This is a genomic window from Streptomyces sp. R35 (assembly GCF_041053035.1).
GTDB lineage: Bacteria > Actinomycetota > Actinomycetes > Streptomycetales > Streptomycetaceae > Streptomyces > Streptomyces lutosisoli.
On record NZ_CP163440.1, the window covers coordinates 9,976,634 to 9,993,983 of the forward strand.

Genomic DNA, 17,350 nt, shown 5'->3' on the forward strand with positions numbered 1-17,350 from the left:
CCATGCACCAGGTGACCACGCTCCGTGAAGAACAGTGGCTGTTGACGGCTGTCACTTCGACGGGGACGCGGCGTTGGCCGTCGAGATCCTCGAACTGCGGGACAGGAATGAGCAGTTGGAGAGAGCGCTGGCACGTCGTGCGGTGATCGACCGGGCGTGCGGCATGGTGATGGCCATGGCGCCGTGTTCCAGCGAGCGGGCGTGGGACCTGCTGGTGGACGTGTCGCAGCACTGCAACGACAAGCTCCGGGACGTGGCTGCGGCCCTGGTCGCCACGACGGAGGACGAGACGCTCCCGGAACAGATACGGCGGGAGCTGCGCCGGGCGCTGCGGCGCCTTCATGCGGCGGACCGGGGGTGACGGAGCGCGCGCCCGTCGGACGGCACGGAGCTGTGAGCTCAACCCTCCGGTGTCTTCGTCCAGGCCGGCCGTCGGACGCCCTTTGTGCAGCCCACCTCCTGGAACTCGAACACCGGCCTGGGCCCCCTCGCCCCCAAAGCCATGGACAGTAGGGTTGAGGAGGTTTCAACTCTGCTTTCAGGGCTAGTCGTTGGATATGTCCAGACGCTACGGCGGAAGCCCCGCGGGGACGGTCATCTCCATCATCGCGGACATCGCGGCACTGATCCTGATCCTGTGGATCGCCCTCTACCTGTTCGACGCCAACACCGCCAACAGTACGGTTTCCTGGGTCCACGACGCGGCGAACTGGCTCTCGGGCTGGTCGCGCAATCTCTTCACCATCCACTCGGACAACTGGCGCACCGTGGTCAACTACGGTCTGCCCGCTGTCGTCTACCTGCTGATCGGTCACGCGGTGGCCGGCCGGGTCAACCAGGCCTAGCCCACTCCGCCGACGCGCAGCCGCGCGCACAGCCTTGGCTGTCCGCGAGGTGCGGGCGGCACTGAACTGCCAGGCACAGGCACAAGCACGGACGCAGCCCCAGCCCCCGGCAGCGTGACATTCCGCCCCGAGGAGGCCCATGGTGTCTGCAGATACGGCAACTCCCCGCATCCCCGCAGAAGTCCCCCGAGCTCCGGGCCGACGGCCTGTGCTCGCTGGTGTGCCGGAGGGCTGCGAGACGGTCGTCGTCAGTGGCAATCTCACTCTCGCCACGGTTCCGGGACTGCGCGCGCGTCTTCTGGGCGCATGCCGCAGTCCCGGAAGGCAGTTGACCCTCGACCTGTCGGGCGTCACCTCCTGCGACACCCTGGGCCTCGGGCTGCTCGTCGCCACGGCACGCAGGGTCCACCTCTCCGGCGGCGACCTGCGCCTTGCCGCCCCGAGCCGCGCCGTCGTCGAGGCGCTGAGCGACAGCGGGCTGATCCGGCTCCTCCGGGTCCTTCCCGATGCCGGCACGGCCGTCGGAACCACGGCTGCCGAGGCGCACGCCCCGGGGCTCCGGGCAGCGGCCTAGGCGCACAGATGACCGACGGACATCCTGAACCGATGAGACGGCCGCGCCCAGGCAACCGCGTCAGGCGCCCGGTCCGTCGTCGTCAGCGGAGAGGACGCCGCCGAGCGCGCCGGGACAACCGCACGGCGAATACGGAAACATCGGCCACGAGAACCACGATGCCGATGATCAGCAGATAGCCCATACCTCCGGCTGTCGCGCCGATGATTCCCAGAACGACGGCAACGAGGACGAGCAGGAGGAAGAACGCCACGACTCGGACACCTCCCTTGGGCCGTGCCGCCGCTCAGCGGCGTGCGAGCTTTCGTTCGCCGCCCGCGCCCGGCTGGTATGTCATGCCGTAGTGCTGGAAGATCGCTTCCTCCTGCTCGGCGGGCAGGATGTCGTCCGTGCCGATCGAAGGAGCCTTCCTCACCAGGCTCCTGGCGTAGGAGATCTTTACGTAGTCCGGCCCCAGGAGTGCGTCGTCGAGGGGTACGAAGACCAGGCGTCGGCGACCCGGCAGCCCGGTCCTTACGGTGATCACGGCTGGTTCGTCGGTGGTGGTGTCCACGTAGACCGCTTCGAGCACGCCGATCTTGTGCCCCTTCGGGTCGACCACGTCATAGGTGCGCCACTCGCGGATGTCGGCTGCCTGGATCATGCGCCGTCCCTCCTGAGCGGGACACCCGTCGATGCGGGCCGCGTCCCTTGGAAGGTCGCGGCCTGGCCGGAACCGCCAGTGCGGCTGTGACAACGACTCCGGCGCAAACACGCCGGAGTCGCCCTTCCGGGCGGCTGCACGTGAGAGTGAGCCAACCCACGATCCATGGTACTGCGGCTGGTGCGGCTCGCGCTCTTCCCGAGCGTTGCATCAACCACGCTCTGCTACGGCTTCCGTGATCCGTCCGGCACCGAGTGACGCAGGACGCGGCCCCACATGGACGCGTACTGGCGCCACAGCGGCCCGCTCACGTACGTGATCCCGTGCCGGGCGCAGATTTCGCGTACCCGTGGCGCGAGTTCGGCGTAGCGGTTGCTGGGCAGGTCGGGGAAGACGTGGTGCTCGATCTGGTGGCTCAGGTTGCCGGTGAGCACGTGGAGGAGGAAGCCGCCCTCGATGTTCGCCGAGCCCTGGATCTGGCGCAGGTACCACTGGCTGCGGGTCTCTCCGTCAAGCTGTTCCTCCTCGTAGGAGAAGGTCTGGACGTCGCCCGGGAAGTGGCCGCAGAAGATCACGGTGTGCGCCCAGATGTTGCGAAGCCCGTTCGCGGTGACGTTGCCGACCAGGCAGGGCAGCGCGGACGGGCCCGCGAGCAGGGGGAAGAGGACGTAGTCCTTGGCCGCCTGGCGCACGGCCTTGCGGGCCAGGCCGGCCAGGTCGCCGAGGAAGGCCCGCACGCTCTTGCGGCCGGACGGCACGGCGTCCGCCTCCAGGTCGTACAGGGCGATGCCCCACTCGAAGACGGGGGCGAGCAGAGCGGTGTACAGCGGCTGGAGGAGGTGGGCCGGATGCCAGGGCTGGTCCGGGCTCATGCGCAGGATCGTGTAGCCGAGATCCCGGTCGAGGCCGACGACGTTGGTGTAGGTGTGGTGCAGGTGGTTGTGAGTGTGCTTCCAGGCGTCGGCGGGGGTGAGGAAGTCCCACTCCCAGGTGGTGGAGTGGATCGCCGGGTCGCCCATCCAGTCCCACTGGCCGTGCAGGACGTTGTGGCCCAGCTCCATGTTCTCCAGGATCTTGGCGATGGTCAGCATCGCGGTGCCCACGAGCCAGGCGGGCGGAAAGAGGGATACGGCGAGGGCGGCGCGGCCGCCGGTCTCCAGGCCGCGCTGGACGGCGATCACCGTACGGATGTAGCGGGCGTCCTCCGCGCCGCGCGCCGCGACGATCTCGGTGCGGATCCGGTCGAGCTCCTCGCCGAGCGGCTCCATGTGATCTTCGAGCGACTCAAAGGGGTTGACTGGTACGGCAGTTATGGACATCGCAGGCTCCTTGAGGGGCCTAGAGAGCGAGGGCGAGCGGACCTGCCGCAGCATTGACGCAGGTCTGGATCAACTCGCCTGGTTCACCGTGCAGTTCACCGGTCCGCAGATCGCGGACACGGCCGTGGACCAGCGGGACGAGGCAGCCGAAACAGATCCCCCGGCGGCAGCCGTACGGCATCGCCACACCCGCCGCCTCCCCGGACTCCAGGAGGGGCACGGCCGCGGACGCTTCGACCTCGACGCCGCTGTGCTCGAACCGGACCCGGCCGCCGGTCGTGCCGACGCCCGGCGACAGCACGGGGGCCGGCCGGAAACGCTCCACGCGCAGCCGCTCACCGGCGCCGGCCGCCGCCCAGTGCCGCTCCAGTGCGTCGAGCAGTCCGTCCGGACCGCAGGCCCAGGTCTCCCGGTCGTACCAGTCCGGACAGAGCACGTCCATGTGCTCCGGGACCAGCCGGCCCGCGGTACGGGTGTACCGCGCGTGGACGCTCAGCCAGGGCAACCGTGCTGCCAGCCCGGCCAGTTCGGTACGGAAGAGGAACTCGTCCGGGCCGGGTGCGCTGTGCAGGAGTACTACGTCGGGGGCGGGCCTGGGGAAGCGGCGGCCCGCGAGAGCGCGCAGCATCCCCGCCACCGGGGTGATGCCGCTGCCCGCCGTCACCATGAGCATCCGCGGCGGCAGCGGATCCTCCGGCAGTGTGAACTCGCCCTGCGCGGGGCCGAGTCGGAGCACCGCGCCGGGACGGGTCCGGTGCACGAGGTGCGGGGAGACCCGGCCGCCGGGTTCCTCCTTGACCGTGATCGTCAGCGCTCGGCCTGGCGCCTCGGGGGGTGAGGTGATCGAGTACGTACGCCAGTGCCGTACGCCGTCGATCTCCACTCCCACCGGCAGGTACTGCCCGGCCCGGTGCCCCGCCCAGCCGCGGCCGGGACGGATCTCCAGCGTGGCCGCGCCGGCGCACTCCGGCCGCACGGTGACCACCCGGCCCGCGGGATGGCGGGCGGACAGCAGCGGGTCGATCAGGCCGAGGTAGTCGTCCGGGGCCAGGGGACTCACCAGAGGGCTCATGAGAGCACCGGTGATCCGGCCCGCCACCGTCGGCACAAGGCCGCCGCCCCACTCGGCGAGCCTGTCGGCGAGACCGACGAGAGCAGCGAACAATCCGGCCGTCGTACCGGACACGGCCGACGGTATCGGCTCGCGCAGAACCGGCATGGGAGGGAACCCTTCTCTCACCACAGGGCACACGCGGGGGCCGGGCGCGTCATCTCGTAGGGCGCATCACCGCATCACGTACTCGGGACCGCCTCGGTCACGTACGTCGGCCCCTGGGTGGCGGGCCGCGGCCGGCGTCCCGCCAGAGAACCACAACGACACGACGCGCGGCGGACGCGGAACCAGATTCGGCCACCCCACACGCCCCTCCCCCCACTCGCGCCGAGCGACACGGGTGATCCCGCCCGGCGCACGTGGAAGGACCTCGGAAGCAAGGCGTACGAATTCCGCGCCCGTCCGTCGCACCATGGCCGAATCCCGTTTGCGCGCACACCGTGTCAGTGCACGTGCGGCCCGAATTGTTCCGCCGATGGGGTCCACGTACCGGCTCGCTGCGGCGACTCTGCCTCTTACGGGGTGACAGCGTCACTGACCACCAGGCGCTGACATGTGCAGCCGTTCGGTGATCTTCGGGTACTGCCTCAGCGCGAGCCGTAGTTCCTCGGTCTGCTCTGCGGTGTCCGGTTCCTGCCAAAACTCGCGGAGAACGCGCCGCTGTTCCGTCAGGGTGTGCCTCGCCGCGGTCCGTTCGCCGACGGGAAGGACCAGCACCCGGAGCAGTGTGGCGCTGACCGGCTTCCAGATCTCTCCCACGTCCCGCCATCCCCAGGAACGGAGCGCGGTGAGGGCGGGGTGATCGGCCTGGTCCACCAGGGTGACGCCGAGCGACGCCCGGTGGTCGGTCAGCAGCCGCTCCTGTAACCGGCAGGCCACCTGCTCGTCCTGCAGGTGCGGGCGGACCAGGATGTCGGTGATCGCGAAGACGCCGCTGGACGCGGTGAGTTGCTCGATGCTGCGCGGTAGTGCCCCGCCGAACCCGAGCCGCCAGAAGCCGTCGCCGCGCACCGGGAATCCGAAAGCGCATCCCACCAGGCCGTCCGTCTCCGCGATCACCATGGCGAACCCCGGCCGCCGGATCTTGGCGGTGAGACGGTTCAGAAACTGCTGGCGGCTGGGACGGCGGTACGCCTCCGGAGGTGACGTCTCGCGGGAGTCCACGTACAGATCCGCCAGCTTCCCGCTCAGGCCCTGTGCCAGCCAGCGGTTCACCCGGCGTAACCGGACCGCGTCCATGGTGGACGACTCCCCGCCGCGGGACTTTCGTGGCTGCCCTTGCCCCGACCGGGCCGTCATCGCACTTCACCCGAGAGGAGGGAGGCGAGCGGAACAGTCCGGTGCGGCGGGGCTGGGACACCCCCGAGAGGAGGTGACAGATGCCCGAACGGAACGCCGAGGAGCAGTAACCCCGAGCCGGTGGTGTCGAGTATCAGGCGCAGTGCCGGTGACGGGTGGTGCAGTCGCAGGGTTCCGTCGGCATCGGTGGTCTTCTGCGCGGCGTGGAGGAAGGCGTTGAGGCCGCTGCAGTCGCAGAAGGTGACAGGGGTGAGGTCGACATCGATGATGCGGATGCCGTCGCTCAGACACCGCGCCAGTGCCGTGTGCACCAGCGGCGCCGATTCCAGGTCGATCTCGCCGGCCAGGGTGATCAGCGCCCGTTGCCTTCGGTCATGGCGGTAGACGGTGAGCTGCGGGAGGGGCATGACGCCTCGGTTCAGAAGACCATTCGGCAGCGGGCGCGGTGACGCCGGGTTTCCCGGCCCCCCTCGGCGCGCTCCCGGCAGGGGCGTACGTTCGGCGGAGGCGGAGCAACGGCCGGTCCGACAGCCTGTGCGCCAGGACAGCGGATCCACCCAGTTCCCTCCAGGGATGCGCCGGGTGACGGACGAAAGATCCGCTTCCCGCAGCCATCTGTGTTGAGCGATGACAAGCCGCCGGGGTCTGGGACGTCCGTACAGCAGCATAGTCCTCGACCCGGTCCGACGGACGGGTGGAAGCCGTCCGTGCCTCGTGTCCGGGCGACGCCAGAGCTGATGCCGCGCGGGTATATCCGGTGCCCTGCACGGTGCTTGGGCAGGCAACGCGAAACACGGTGACCGACGGGCGGCGGATTCACTCGCACCATGGGAGCCATGCGCGACCGTGCCCCGGGCGGGCACGCGGGCGCGGGGCGTGACGGGCGATGGCTTCGGTGGGCGGGGGGACTTCTCAGGGACTTTCAGCACTCGATGATGTTGACCGCCAGCCCGCCCCGCGCCGTCTCCTTGTACTTCACCTTCATGTCGGCGCCGGTCTCGCGCATCGTCTTGATGACCTTGTCGAGCGAGACCACATGGGTGCCGTCGCCGCGCAGCGCCATCCGTGCCGCGTTGATCGCCTTGACGGAGGCGAGGGCGTTCCGCTCGATGCAGGGGATCTGGACGAGCCCTCCGACCGGGTCGCAGGTCAGCCCGAGATTGTGCTCCATGCCGATCTCCGCCGCGTTTTCGACCTGTTCCGGTGTGCCGCCGAGCGCCTCGGCGAGACCGGCGGCGGCCATGGAGCAGGCGGAGCCGACCTCGCCCTGGCAGCCCACCTCGGCGCCGGAGATCGACGCGTTCTCCTTGAACAGGGCCCCCACCGCGCCGGCGGCGAGCAGAAAGCGGACGACGCCGTCCTCGTCGGCCCCGGGAACGAAGCGCGTGTAGTAGTGCAGCACCGCGGGCACGATCCCGGCCGCGCCGTTGGTCGGTGCGGTGACCACACGGCCGCCCGAGGCGTTCTCCTCGTTGACGGCCAGCGCGAAGAGGTTGACCCAGTCCATGATGTGCAGCGGATCCACATCCTGGGAGTCGTCCTCGGCGAGGCTGTGCAGCAGTTGCGGGGCACGGCGTGGCACCTTCAGCCGGCCTGGCAGGGTGGTCTCGGTCCGGGAGCAGCCGCGCTCCACGCACTCCTGCATCACCGCCCAGATCCGCAGCAGACCGGCCCGCACCTCGCTCTCGCTCCGCCGGGCCAGTTCGTTCGCGAGCATCACTCCGCTGATCGGCAGGCCGGTCTCATAGGCGCGCAGCAGCAGTTCGGACGCCGAGCCGAAGGGGAGCGGTACGGGGGTGTCGTCGGGCTTGACGCGGTCGGCGCCCGTCGCGTTCTCGTCGACGACGAAGCCCCCGCCCACCGAGTAGTACGTGCGCGTCCTCAGCTCGCCGCCTTCGCCGTCCGTGGCGGCGAACCGCATGCCGTTGGGGTGGAACGGCAGCGCGCGGCGACGGTGCAGCACCAGGTGCTCGCGCTCGCGGAACTCCACCTCCCGGCGGCCCAGCAGCCGCAGCCGGCCGGCCGCGTGGATCCGGTGCACCCTGTCGTCCACGGTGTCGGTGTCGACGGTTTCCGGATCCTCGCCTTCGAGGCCGAGGAGTACGGCCTTGTCGCTGCCGTGGCCGTGACCGGTGGCGCCGAGCGATCCGAAGAGTTCTGCCCGGACCGAGGCGGTGCGGGGGAACAGGCCGTCCTCGTACAGCCCGGTGGCGAAGAGACGGGCGGCCTTCATGGGCCCCACGGTGTGGGAGCTCGACGGACCGATGCCCACCTTGAACAGGTCGAAGACGCTGATCGCCACGCCGGCTCCTTCATGCGGTGTGTTGTCTATGGCGCAAAGCGTTGCGTAAAAAGCAACATTGAACAAGGGGTCGGCCTGTCCTCTGGATGCCTTGACAAGGGTTTGGGGCCGCCCTCAAACTGGCGTTGCGCTTACCGCAATCCGTTTCGCTATACGCACCGAGGTGTCATGATGATTCCCGCGTGCCTTCTCGTGGATCTGCCGCGAGGCGAGGCCTACCGGCTCGACATCGATCCGCCGGTTTCGGTGTTCCACACCGACGACGGCGAGGTCTTCGCCATCGACGACACCTGCACCCACCAGGACGCCTCGCTCGCCGACGGCTGGCTGGAGGGCTGTGAGGTGGAATGCCCGCTGCATGCTTCGAAGTTCGACCTCCGGACCGGAGCCGTCGACTCTCCGCCGGCCAAGCGCCCGGTCCGTACCCATGAGGTCATCGTCGAGGACGGCATGATCTACGTCCGGCCGTCCACGGAGGCCCCCAACCTGCCGCCGTGCGTCGCTTCCCGGCTCGCCGGAGGCGCCGCGTGAGGACAGTGGCCGTGGTGGGTGCCTCGCTGGCCGGGCTGTCGGCGGCGCGCTCATTGCGGAAACAGGGGTACGACGGACGGCTCGTCATCATCGGCGACGAACCGCACCGCCCGTACGACAGGCCGCCGCTGTCCAAGGAGTTCCTGGCCGGCGGCATCGGCGAAGCCGATCTCGCGCTGGAGTCGGACGACGAGGACCTGCGAGCGGAGTGGCTGCTCGGCGCCCGCGCCACCGGGCTCGACACCGACGGCACGGACCGTGTCGTCCGGCTCGCCGACGGCCGGGAGGTCCGGGCCGACGGCGTCGTCATCGCGACCGGTGCGGTAGCGCGGAACCTGCCGGGCACGGACGGGCTGGCCGGAGTGCACACCCTGCGCACCCTGGACGACGCCCGCGCCCTGCGGGACGAACTGGCCCTGGGCGGACGGCTGGTGGTGATCGGCGGCGGATTCATCGGCGCCGAGGTCGCCTCCACGGCGTACGCCCTCGGACTCGATGTGACGGTGGTCGAGGCGGCGCCCACGCCACTCGCCGGACCGCTCGGCGAGACCATGGGCGGCATCGTCTCCGCCCTCCATACGGACCACGGCGTACGGCTGTTGTGCGGCGTGGGGGTCAAGGGGCTCAGCGGTGAGACCCGGGTCGACGCCGTCCTGCTGGACGACGGTCGCAGCATCCCCGCCGACATCGTCGTCGTCGGCGTGGGCGCGCGCCCCTGCGTCGAGTGGCTGGAGGGCTCCGGCGTCGACCTCGACAACGGCGTCAAGTGCGGCGCGGACGGCCGTACCAGCCTGGCCGGTGTGGTCGCCGTCGGTGACTGTGCCTCCTGGTACGACCCGCACGCGGGGATCCACCGTCGCGTCGAGCACTGGACCGGTGCGCGAGAGCGGCCCGACGCGGCCGTGGCCACGCTGCTGTCGTGGGGTGCGACGGAACCGGGTGTGCCCCGGCCGCCGTACTTCTGGTCGGACCAGTACGGAGTGAAGATCCAGTTCGCCGGTCATTCGGCCGGTGCCGACAGTGTGACGGTCGAAGAAGGCGCCGCGGGCGAGCGCAGTTTCCTGGCCGTCTACCGGCGTGCCGGGCACCCGGTCGCCGTGCTCGCGATGAACCAGCCGCGGCTGTTCATGCGCTGGCGCAAGCAGCTCTCCGCCGCGACATCTTGACACCACCGACGCGGCATCTCATGCTGCGGTTGCGCATAGCGCGCAGCGTTGCTCCATACGAAACACCTTAGAAATCGCCTTAGGTGAATCGCCAAATCGCTCCACATAAAACGCCGTCCGGAGTCGCTCTTCCCGGCGCGTGAATGACCGATCCACGACGTTCTCCGAGGAGTGCACTGTGACCTCGACCAGCCTGCCGGACAGCCTGATCGCCACCCTGCCCGGCTCCTCCTACACGGATCCGGAAATCTTCGCCCAGGAGCAGGAGCGCATCTTCGAAACGATGTGGTTCTGTGCCGTGCGCTCCTCGGACCTGGCCAAGCCCGGCGCCTTCCGGACCGTCGACGTGGGCCGCGAGAGCATCCTGATCACGCGCGCACGGGACAACTCCATACGCGCCTACTTCAACGTCTGCCGGCACCGCGGCGCCAAGCTCTGCACCGAGGAGGCCGGCGAGGTCAAGCGCGCCTTCCAGTGCCCGTACCACGCCTGGACGTACGACCTGAACGGCAAGCTCGTCGCGGCACCCAACCTCACCAAGATGCCCGACGTCGGCCGCACCGAGTTCGGCCTGGTGAGCGTGGCCACCCGCGAATGGCTCGGCTATGTCTGGGTCTGCCTGGCGGAGAACCCGCCCTCCTTCGAGGAGGACGTCCTCAACGAGGTCGTCACCCGTCTCGGCGACGTGGAGTCGCTGGAGCACTACGACGTCGACAACCTCTCGGTGGGCAAGCGCATCGTCTACGACGTCAAGGCGAACTGGAAGCTCATCATCGAGAACTTCATGGAGTGCTACCACTGCGCCACGATCCACCCCGAACTCACCGAGGTGCTCCCCGAGTTCGCCGACGGCTACGCCGCCCAGTACTACGTCGGCCACGGAGCCGAGTTCGGTGAGGAGGTCCAGGGCTTCACCGTCGACGGTTCCGAGGGTCTTGACCGCATACCCGGCGTGTCCGACGACCAGGACCGCCGCTACTACGCGATCACCATCAAGCCGCAGGTCTTCATCAACCTCGTCCCCGATCATGTGATCTTCCACCGGATGTACCCGGTGGCCGTCGACCGCACGATCGTCGAGTGCGACTGGCTCTACCTCCCGCACGTCGTCGAGAGCGGCAAGGACGTCAGCCGGTCCGTGGAACTCTTCGACCGGGTCAACCGCCAGGACTTCGAGGCCTGTGAGCGCACGCAGCCCGGCATGAGCTCCCGGATGTACGCCAAGGGCGGGGTCCTCGTGCCCAGCGAGCACCACATCGGTGCCTTCCACGACTGGGTGAACGAGCGTCTGGGGACCCACCAGGGGTGACTCAGCCCAGGTAACCCATCCGATGGCTGATCTCCTCCGCGCCCTTGACCAGCACCGGAGCGAGCTCGTGCATACGCTCCTCGGTGAACCGGTACGAGGGTCCGGAGGCGCTCAGTGCCGCGATGACCTCTCCGTCCCGGTCACGGACCGGCGCGGCCATGGCGTGCAGCCCTATCTCCAGCTCCTCCAGGGTCCAGGCGTAACCGCGCTCCCGGGCCTCGGCGAGGTTCTTCTCGAGCTTCACCTTGGAGGTCAGCGTGTGCGGAGTCAGCTTCTTCTGGCCGGCCTCGGTCAGCAGCGCGGCGCGCTCCTTCGCGGGCATGTGGGCCAGCAGGATCTTGCCGCTGGAGGTGGCGTGCAGCGGGGTCAGTTCGCCGACCCAGTTGTGCGCGGTGACGGCCCCCGGGCCGCGCACCTCGTAGAGGTTGATCGCGTACTGCTCCTGCATCACGGCGATGTTGACGGTCTCGCCGATCTCCTCGGCGAGGCGCTCGCAGACCTGGCGGCCCTGCTGGGTGATGTCGATGCGTCCCGTGACCGCGCCGGCCAGGCGTACGATGCCGAAACCGAGGCGGTACTTGCCGCGCTCGCCCGCCTGCTCGACCAGACCGCGCGCCTCCAGGGCGCCGAGCAGCCGGAACGCGGTCGACTTGTGAACATCGATCTCGCCGGCCACCTCGCTGACGCCGGCCTCGCCGCGCTGGGCCAGGATCTCCAGCACGCTGATGGCGCGGTCGACGGACTGCACGCCGCCGGACTGCGAACCTGTCGTTTCAGTATCTGGACTGTAGTTGCTCACAGCGAAACTATACGCGCAGTAAACAACACCAGCGCAAGAAACAACGTGGAAACTTAGACCTTGCAAGTTGCGTGGCTCGCAACCTGGTGCGTATAGCGATACTCGTACTAGCATGCCTCGCGTATCTACGGCGCGAGCGAGACGAGGCACCATGGCTCCCCTGCAATACGACTTCGTCATCGTCGGCGGTGGATCGGCCGGCAGCGCACTGGCGAACCGACTCTCCGCCGACCCGGGCAACCAGGTACTGGTCCTGGAGGCCGGCCGGCCCGACTACCCGTGGGATGTCTTCATCCACATGCCCGCGGCGCTGACCTACCCGATCGGCAGCCGGTTCTACGACTGGAAGTACGAGTCCGAACCCGAGCCCCACATGGGCGACCGGCGCATCTACCACGCGCGCGGCAAGGTACTGGGCGGCTCCAGCAGCATCAACGGCATGATCTTCCAGCGCGGCAACCCCATGGACTACGAGCGCTGGGCGGCCGACGCCGGCATGGAGTCCTGGGACTACGCGCACTGTCTGCCGTACTTCAAGCGGATGGAGAACTGTCTCGCGGCCGACCCCGACGACGAGTTCCGCGGCCACGAAGGCCCGCTCGTCCTCGAACGCGGCCCCGCCTCCAACCCGCTGTTCACCGCCTTCCTCAAGGCCGTCCAGGAGGCGGGCTACCCCCGCACCGACGACGTCAACGGTTATCAGCAGGAGGGCTTCGCCCCCTTCGACCGCAACGTCAGCCGGGGCCGGAGGCTGTCGGCCTCGAAGGCGTACCTGAAGCCCGTCAAGAAGCGGCCCAACCTCACCATCACCACCCGCGCCCTGGTCACCCGAGTCCTCTTCGAGGGCAAGAAGGCCGTCGGCGTCGAGTACCGGCGGCGCGGCAAGGTCCAGCAGGTGCGCGCCAAGGAGGTCATTCTCTGCGGCGGCGCGATCAACTCCCCGCAGCTGCTCCAGCTCTCCGGCGTCGGCAACGCCGAGGAACTGAGCGCGCTCGGCATCGACGTCGTCCACGACCTCCCGGGTGTCGGCGAGAACATGCAGGACCACCTGGAGGTGTACATCCAGTACGCCTGCAAGCAGCCCGTCTCCATGCAGCCGTACATGGCGAAGTGGCGCGCCCCCTTCATCGGCCTGCAATGGCTCTTCCGCAAGGGACCCGCCTCGACCAACCACTTCGAGGCCGGCGGCTTCGCCCGCAGCAACGACGACGTGGACTACCCCAACCTGATGTTCCACTTCCTGCCGATCGCGGTCCGCTACGACGGCTCCTCGCCGTCCGGCGGCCACGGCTACCAGGTGCACGTCGGGCCCATGTACTCCGACGCCATCGGCTCGGTGAAGATCAAGAGCAAGGACCCGCAGGAGCACCCGGCCCTGCGCTTCAACTACCTGTCCACCGAGCAGGACCGCCGCGAGTGGGCCGAGTCGATCCGGGTCGCCCGCAAGCTCCTCAACCAGCCCGCGCTGGCCCCGTACAACGACGGGGAGATCTCGCCCGGCCCGTCCGTGGAGAGCGACGAGGAGATCCTCGCCTGGGTCGCCAAGGAGGGCGAGACCGCCCTGCATCCCTCGTGCACCTGCAAGATGGGCACCGACGAGATGTCCGTCGTCGACCCCACCAGCATGCGCGTGCACGGCGTGGAGGGACTGCGTGTCGTCGACGCGTCGGTGATGCCCTACGTGACCAACGGCAACATCTACGCGCCGGTGATGATGATCGCCGAGAAGGCCGCCGACCTCATCCTCGGCAAGGAACCGCTGCCCGCATCCAAGGCCGCGTACTACCGGTACCGCGACGCCCAGAAGCAGGCCGGGTAACCCTTGGGCGGCGAAGGCCTCCGGGCGCTGCTGTCGAGCGTCCGCTACGAGGTGCTGCCCGCGAAAGCGACCGAGGACAAGGTCCTCGCCCATGTGCCGCGCGACGTCGTCGTCACCGTGACGGCGTCGCCGGTCAAGGGCCTGGAACCGACCCTCGACCTCGTCGGCAGGCTGGCGGCGCACGGTTATCGCGTGGTCCCGCACATGCCCGCGCGGCTGCTGCGGGACGACGCTCACCTGAAGGACGTCGTCGAGCGGCTACGGGAGGCGGGCGTCGACGACGTGTTCGTCCCGGCGGGCGACGCCGACCCGCCGGCCGGGGCGTACGACGGGGCTCTACCGGTGCTGCGCAGGCTCAGCGAGCTGGGCGGCCCGTTCGCCCGCGTCGGCATCACCGGCTATCCCGAGAGCCATCCGCTCATCCACGACGACCTCACCATCCAGGCCATGTGGGACAAGCGCGCGCACGCCACGTACATCGTGAGCAACCTCTGCTTCGACCCGCGTGTGCTCGGTGACTGGGTCGGCCGGATACGGCGTCGCGATGTCACCCTGCCCGTCCATGTGGGCGTCGCGGGGCCTGTGCAGCGGGCGAAGCTGCTGTCCATGGCGACGAAGATCGGGGTGGGGGAGTCGACCCGCTTCCTGACCAAGCACGCCTCCTGGTTCCTGCGCTTCGCGGCCCCCGGCGGCTACTCGCCCGACCGGTTGCTCGACCGCAGCGAGGCGCTTACCGCGCCGTCAGCAGGGGTGGCGGGCCTGCACGTGTTCACGTTCAACCAGGTTGCGGAGACCGAACGGTGGCGCTGCGCTGTGCTGGAGCGGTTGGGCAGCTAGGGGAGCCTCCTGGGTGCGCTTGGCTGCAGCGGGCCTTGCTGGGGGCTGCGCCCCCAGACCCCCTATCGGCCTGAACGGCCTCGTCCTCAATCGCCGGACGGGCTGGACGATGCCGGCCTGCGCCCTCAAGACACCCACGGGCTTCGGCCGGAGCCCGTATACAACATCGGGGCGGGGCTGGAATCGATCCAGCCCCGCCCCGCGATCGTGCGTGCCGCTCAGCGGAATACCACCGTGCGGTTGCCGTCCACCATGACCCGGCTCTCGCTGTGCCACTTCACCGCGTGCGCCAGCACCTGCGCCTCCACGTCCCGCCCGACCGTGACCAGCTCCTCGGAGTCGAGCGAGTGGTCCACCCGGACCACGTCCTGGTCGATGATCTGTCCCTCGTCCAGGTCCGGTGTCACATAGTGCGCCGTCGCGCCGACGAGCTTCACCCCGCGGTCGTACGCCTGCTGGTAGGGGCGCGCGCCCTTGAAGCTGGGGAGGAAGGAGTGGTGGATGTTGATGGCGTGCCCCTCCAACTGCTTGCACAGGTCGTCGGAGAGGATCTGCATGTAGCGGGCCAGCACCACCAGGTCGATGTCCAGTTCGCGTACGAGCTCCAGCAGGCGCGCCTCGGCCTCGGCCTTCGTGTCCTTGGTCACCGGGATGTGGTGGAAGGGGACGCCGTAGGTGTCCGCGAGTCCCTCGAAGTCCCGGTGGTTGGAGACGATCGCGGGGATCTCGATGTTGAGGGCGCCGGTGCGGCGGCGGAAGAGCAGATCGTTGAGGCAGTGGCCGAACTTGGACACCATGATCAGCGTCCTGGTCGGGGTGGAGGCGTCCCGGAGGGTCCAGGAGATCCGGTAGGCCTCGGCGACGGGGCCGAATCGGTAACGCAGAGTTTTCAGATCGGCGTTTGGATCGGAAACGTCGAAGTGGACCCTCATGAAGAAGCGGCCCTTGAGCCGATCATCGAATTGCTGGCTCTCCAGGATGTTTCCGGAGTTCCTGACGAGAAAGCCGCTCACGGCGTGGACCAGTCCGGCGCTGTCCGGACACGAGAGAGTGAGGACGTACTCACGGCCAGGATGCGGTCGAGGGGACATGTGCAGCCTCCGTCGGTGCGTATTGCACAACATGGTGAGCGATACGCAACATGGTTGGGCTACGCGCGGCTTGTGGTCAAGAGCGGCCGCGGAACTGCCCGCATGGTGAAATCGTCATCCGCCAACCCCTTGACGTATGTCCGCACATTCGCCAGGGTGTTCCACCACAAGCAATACGGTGCACGATGCGCAACGAAATTCGCTCGAAGGGCTCCACACGTGGAAGACCTGTATGTGGACGGAGAATGGCGCGATGCGGTGGCCGGAGGCCATCGCGAGATCCGCTGTCCCGCTGACGGCACACTTGCCGCGACCGTGTCCGAGGGGACGCGTTCCGACACCGAGGCCGCGATCGCCGCGGCCCGCCGGGCCTTCGACGAAGGAGCCTGGCCGCGCACCCCCGAGCGGGAGCGCGGTGCGCTGCTGCTGCGCACCGCCGACCTCATCGAGCGTGACGCCAAGGAGTTCGCCCGCGCCGAATCGCTGGACACCGGCAAGCGGCTGGTGGAGAGCGAGTACGACATCGCCGACGTCGTCTCCTGCTTCCGCTACTACGGCGGGATCGGCGGCACCGATGCCGGCCGGGTGATCGACACCGGCCGTGACGACGCCGTCAGCCGTGTCGTCTACGAACCGGTCGGGGTGTGCGGGCTCATCACCCCCTGGAACTACCCGCTGCTCCAGGCGTCCTGGAAGGTCGCGCCCGCCCTGCTCGCGGGCAACACGATCGTCCTCAAGCCCAGCGAGCTCACCCCCTCCACCTCGATCCTGCTGATGCGGGCGCTTGAGGAGGCCGGGCTCCCGGCCGGCGCCGCCAATCTCGTCCTGGGCACGGGCCCCGAGGTGGGCGCACCGCTCTCCGAGGACCCGGCCGTCGACATGGTCTCCTTCACCGGGGGCCTGGAGACCGGCAAGCGCATCATGGCCACCGCTGCCGCGACCGTGAAGAAGGTGGCGCTGGAGCTGGGCGGCAAGAACCCCAATGTCATCTTCGCCGATGCCGATTTCGAGACGGCCGTGGACTTCGCTCTCACGGCCGTCTTTCTGCACTCGGGGCAGGTCTGCTCGGCCGGCGCCCGGCTGATCGTCGAGGACCCGCTGCACGACCGCTTCGTCGACGAGGTCGTGCGGCGTGCCCGGCAGATCCGCCTCGGCGGGCCCTTCGACCCCGAGGCCGAGACCGGAGCGCTGATCTCCGCGCAGCACCGGGAGAAGGTCGAGGCGTATGTCGCGGCGGGCCTCGCCGAGGGCGCCGTACTGCGCTGCGGCGGCGAACGGCCGGGCGACCCCGCCCTCGCCGACGGTCACTACTACCCGCCGACCGTGCTCGACGCGTGCACGCAGGACATGCGGGTGGTGCACGAGGAGTCGTTCGGACCCGTGCTGACCGTCGAGCGCTTCACCGACGAGGACGACGCCGTACGGATCGCCAACGACACCGAGTACGGACTCGCCGGCGCCGTCTGGACGCAGGACGCCGGGAAGGCCCAGCGGGTCGCCCGGCGGCTGCGCCACGGCACGGTGTGGATCAACGACTACCACCCCTACGTGCCGCAAGCGGAATGGGGTGGCTTCGGGCACTCGGGCGTGGGCAGGGAGCTGGGACCGACCGGCCTGGACGAGTACCGAGAGCCCAAGCACATCTGGCAGAACATCCAACCCCGGCCGCAGCACTGGTTCCGCGGCTGAACGCCGAAAAGAG

Annotated in this window: 18 protein-coding genes; 9 read left to right on the plus strand and 9 right to left on the minus strand. The window is 69.0% G+C overall.

The window, feature by feature from the left end:
- The first annotated feature begins 34 nt into the window (after positions 1 to 34).
- The 3 genes from AB5J50_RS44850 (at position 35) to AB5J50_RS44860 (ending at position 1,419) form a co-directional block, all read left to right on the plus strand.
- Entirely contained in the window at positions 35 to 361 is a 327-nt protein-coding gene (locus AB5J50_RS44850; RefSeq protein WP_369264316.1) for an ANTAR domain-containing protein, read from the plus strand.
- Positions 362 to 557: 196 nt separating this feature from the next.
- Entirely contained in the window at positions 558 to 845 is a 288-nt protein-coding gene (locus AB5J50_RS44855; protein ID WP_369264317.1) for a hypothetical protein, read from the plus strand.
- Positions 846 to 984: 139 nt separating this feature from the next.
- Complete coding sequence (locus AB5J50_RS44860; RefSeq protein ID WP_369264318.1) at positions 985 to 1,419, plus strand: STAS domain-containing protein; 435 nt, start codon at positions 985 to 987, stop codon at positions 1,417 to 1,419.
- 82 nt (positions 1,420 to 1,501) lie between these two features.
- On the opposite strand, the gene AB5J50_RS44865 is transcribed toward AB5J50_RS44860, so the two are convergent.
- From AB5J50_RS44865 to AB5J50_RS44895, 7 genes are all read right to left on the minus strand, one after another.
- Positions 1,502 to 1,672: a hypothetical protein gene (locus AB5J50_RS44865; RefSeq protein ID WP_369264319.1), complete on the minus strand. Its 171-nt coding sequence runs from the start codon at positions 1,670 to 1,672 to the stop codon at positions 1,502 to 1,504.
- 33 nt (positions 1,673 to 1,705) lie between these two features.
- The gene (locus AB5J50_RS44870) at positions 1,706 to 2,062 is read right to left on the minus strand and encodes a PRC-barrel domain-containing protein (protein WP_369264320.1); all 357 of its coding nucleotides are present in this window, start codon (positions 2,060 to 2,062) and stop codon (positions 1,706 to 1,708) included.
- Positions 2,063 to 2,286: 224 nt separating this feature from the next.
- On the minus strand, positions 2,287 to 3,381 hold the full coding sequence (locus AB5J50_RS44875; protein ID WP_369264321.1) for a fatty acid desaturase: 1,095 nt from the start codon (positions 3,379 to 3,381) through the stop codon (positions 2,287 to 2,289).
- 19 nt (positions 3,382 to 3,400) lie between these two features.
- Positions 3,401 to 4,453: a ferredoxin reductase gene (locus AB5J50_RS44880; RefSeq protein WP_369265686.1), complete on the minus strand. Its 1,053-nt coding sequence runs from the start codon at positions 4,451 to 4,453 to the stop codon at positions 3,401 to 3,403.
- 573 nt (positions 4,454 to 5,026) lie between these two features.
- Positions 5,027 to 5,734: a hypothetical protein gene (locus AB5J50_RS44885; RefSeq protein ID WP_369264322.1), complete on the minus strand. Its 708-nt coding sequence runs from the start codon at positions 5,732 to 5,734 to the stop codon at positions 5,027 to 5,029.
- Between the two features lie 56 nt (positions 5,735 to 5,790).
- The gene (locus AB5J50_RS44890) at positions 5,791 to 6,201 is read right to left on the minus strand and encodes an STAS domain-containing protein (RefSeq protein WP_369264323.1); all 411 of its coding nucleotides are present in this window, start codon (positions 6,199 to 6,201) and stop codon (positions 5,791 to 5,793) included.
- 515 nt (positions 6,202 to 6,716) lie between these two features.
- On the minus strand, positions 6,717 to 8,096 hold the full coding sequence (locus AB5J50_RS44895; RefSeq protein WP_369264324.1) for an L-serine ammonia-lyase: 1,380 nt from the start codon (positions 8,094 to 8,096) through the stop codon (positions 6,717 to 6,719).
- Between the two features lie 168 nt (positions 8,097 to 8,264).
- Here AB5J50_RS44895 and AB5J50_RS44900 point away from each other — a divergent pair, with 168 nt between their 5' ends.
- The 3 genes from AB5J50_RS44900 (at position 8,265) to AB5J50_RS44910 (ending at position 11,102) form a co-directional block, all read left to right on the plus strand.
- A complete protein-coding gene (locus tag AB5J50_RS44900) occupies positions 8,265 to 8,627 on the plus strand; it encodes a bifunctional 3-phenylpropionate/cinnamic acid dioxygenase ferredoxin subunit (RefSeq protein ID WP_369264325.1) in 363 nt (120 codons plus the stop codon).
- Positions 8,624 to 9,793, plus strand: a complete 1,170-nt coding sequence (locus tag AB5J50_RS44905) for an NAD(P)/FAD-dependent oxidoreductase (RefSeq protein ID WP_369264326.1) — start codon at positions 8,624 to 8,626, stop codon at positions 9,791 to 9,793. Before AB5J50_RS44900 ends, AB5J50_RS44905 begins: the two co-directional genes overlap by 4 nt.
- Before the next feature lie 178 nt (positions 9,794 to 9,971).
- The gene (locus tag AB5J50_RS44910) at positions 9,972 to 11,102 is read left to right on the plus strand and encodes an aromatic ring-hydroxylating dioxygenase subunit alpha (RefSeq protein ID WP_369264327.1); all 1,131 of its coding nucleotides are present in this window, start codon (positions 9,972 to 9,974) and stop codon (positions 11,100 to 11,102) included.
- Position 11,103: 1 nt separating this feature from the next.
- Here AB5J50_RS44910 and AB5J50_RS44915 read toward each other — a convergent pair whose 3' ends face one another.
- Entirely contained in the window at positions 11,104 to 11,850 is a 747-nt protein-coding gene (locus AB5J50_RS44915; RefSeq protein WP_327435317.1) for an IclR family transcriptional regulator, read from the minus strand.
- 202 nt (positions 11,851 to 12,052) lie between these two features.
- Here AB5J50_RS44915 and betA point away from each other — a divergent pair, with 202 nt between their 5' ends.
- Both betA and AB5J50_RS44925 read left to right on the plus strand, forming a co-directional pair.
- Positions 12,053 to 13,720, plus strand: coding sequence for a choline dehydrogenase (gene betA / locus AB5J50_RS44920; protein ID WP_327433745.1), 1,668 nt, complete (start codon positions 12,053 to 12,055; stop codon positions 13,718 to 13,720).
- Between the two features lie 3 nt (positions 13,721 to 13,723).
- Complete coding sequence (locus AB5J50_RS44925; protein ID WP_369264328.1) at positions 13,724 to 14,557, plus strand: methylenetetrahydrofolate reductase; 834 nt, start codon at positions 13,724 to 13,726, stop codon at positions 14,555 to 14,557.
- Between the two features lie 218 nt (positions 14,558 to 14,775).
- On the opposite strand, the gene purU is transcribed toward AB5J50_RS44925, so the two are convergent.
- Positions 14,776 to 15,648 (minus strand): formyltetrahydrofolate deformylase, encoded by an 873-nt coding sequence (gene purU, locus AB5J50_RS44930; protein WP_327433747.1) that lies wholly within the window; start codon positions 15,646 to 15,648, stop codon positions 14,776 to 14,778.
- A gap of 219 nt (positions 15,649 to 15,867) precedes the next feature.
- Between purU and AB5J50_RS44935 the strand changes: the two genes are divergently transcribed.
- On the plus strand, positions 15,868 to 17,337 hold the full coding sequence (locus AB5J50_RS44935; RefSeq protein ID WP_369264329.1) for an aldehyde dehydrogenase family protein: 1,470 nt from the start codon (positions 15,868 to 15,870) through the stop codon (positions 17,335 to 17,337).
- Positions 17,338 to 17,350: the final 13 nt, after the last annotated feature.

Bases quoted from the DNA above. Each gene is read 5' to 3' on its own strand.
- AB5J50_RS44860 (WP_369264318.1), top strand. From the start codon at position 985: ATGGTGTCTGCAGATACGGCAACTCCCCGCATCCCCGCAGAAGTCCCC.
- AB5J50_RS44890 (WP_369264323.1), bottom strand. From the start codon at position 6,201: ATGCCCCTCCCGCAGCTCACCGTCTACCGCCATGACCGAAGGCAACGG.
- AB5J50_RS44880 (WP_369265686.1), bottom strand. From the start codon at position 4,453: ATGAGCCCTCTGGTGAGTCCCCTGGCCCCGGACGACTACCTCGGCCTG.
- AB5J50_RS44870 (WP_369264320.1), bottom strand. From the start codon at position 2,062: ATGATCCAGGCAGCCGACATCCGCGAGTGGCGCACCTATGACGTGGTC.
- betA (WP_327433745.1), top strand. From the start codon at position 12,053: ATGGCTCCCCTGCAATACGACTTCGTCATCGTCGGCGGTGGATCGGCC.
- AB5J50_RS44885 (WP_369264322.1), bottom strand. From the start codon at position 5,734: ATGGACGCGGTCCGGTTACGCCGGGTGAACCGCTGGCTGGCACAGGGC.
- AB5J50_RS44855 (WP_369264317.1), top strand. From the start codon at position 558: ATGTCCAGACGCTACGGCGGAAGCCCCGCGGGGACGGTCATCTCCATC.
- AB5J50_RS44900 (WP_369264325.1), top strand. From the start codon at position 8,265: ATGATGATTCCCGCGTGCCTTCTCGTGGATCTGCCGCGAGGCGAGGCC.
- purU (WP_327433747.1), bottom strand. From the start codon at position 15,648: ATGTCCCCTCGACCGCATCCTGGCCGTGAGTACGTCCTCACTCTCTCG.
- AB5J50_RS44875 (WP_369264321.1), bottom strand. From the start codon at position 3,381: ATGTCCATAACTGCCGTACCAGTCAACCCCTTTGAGTCGCTCGAAGAT.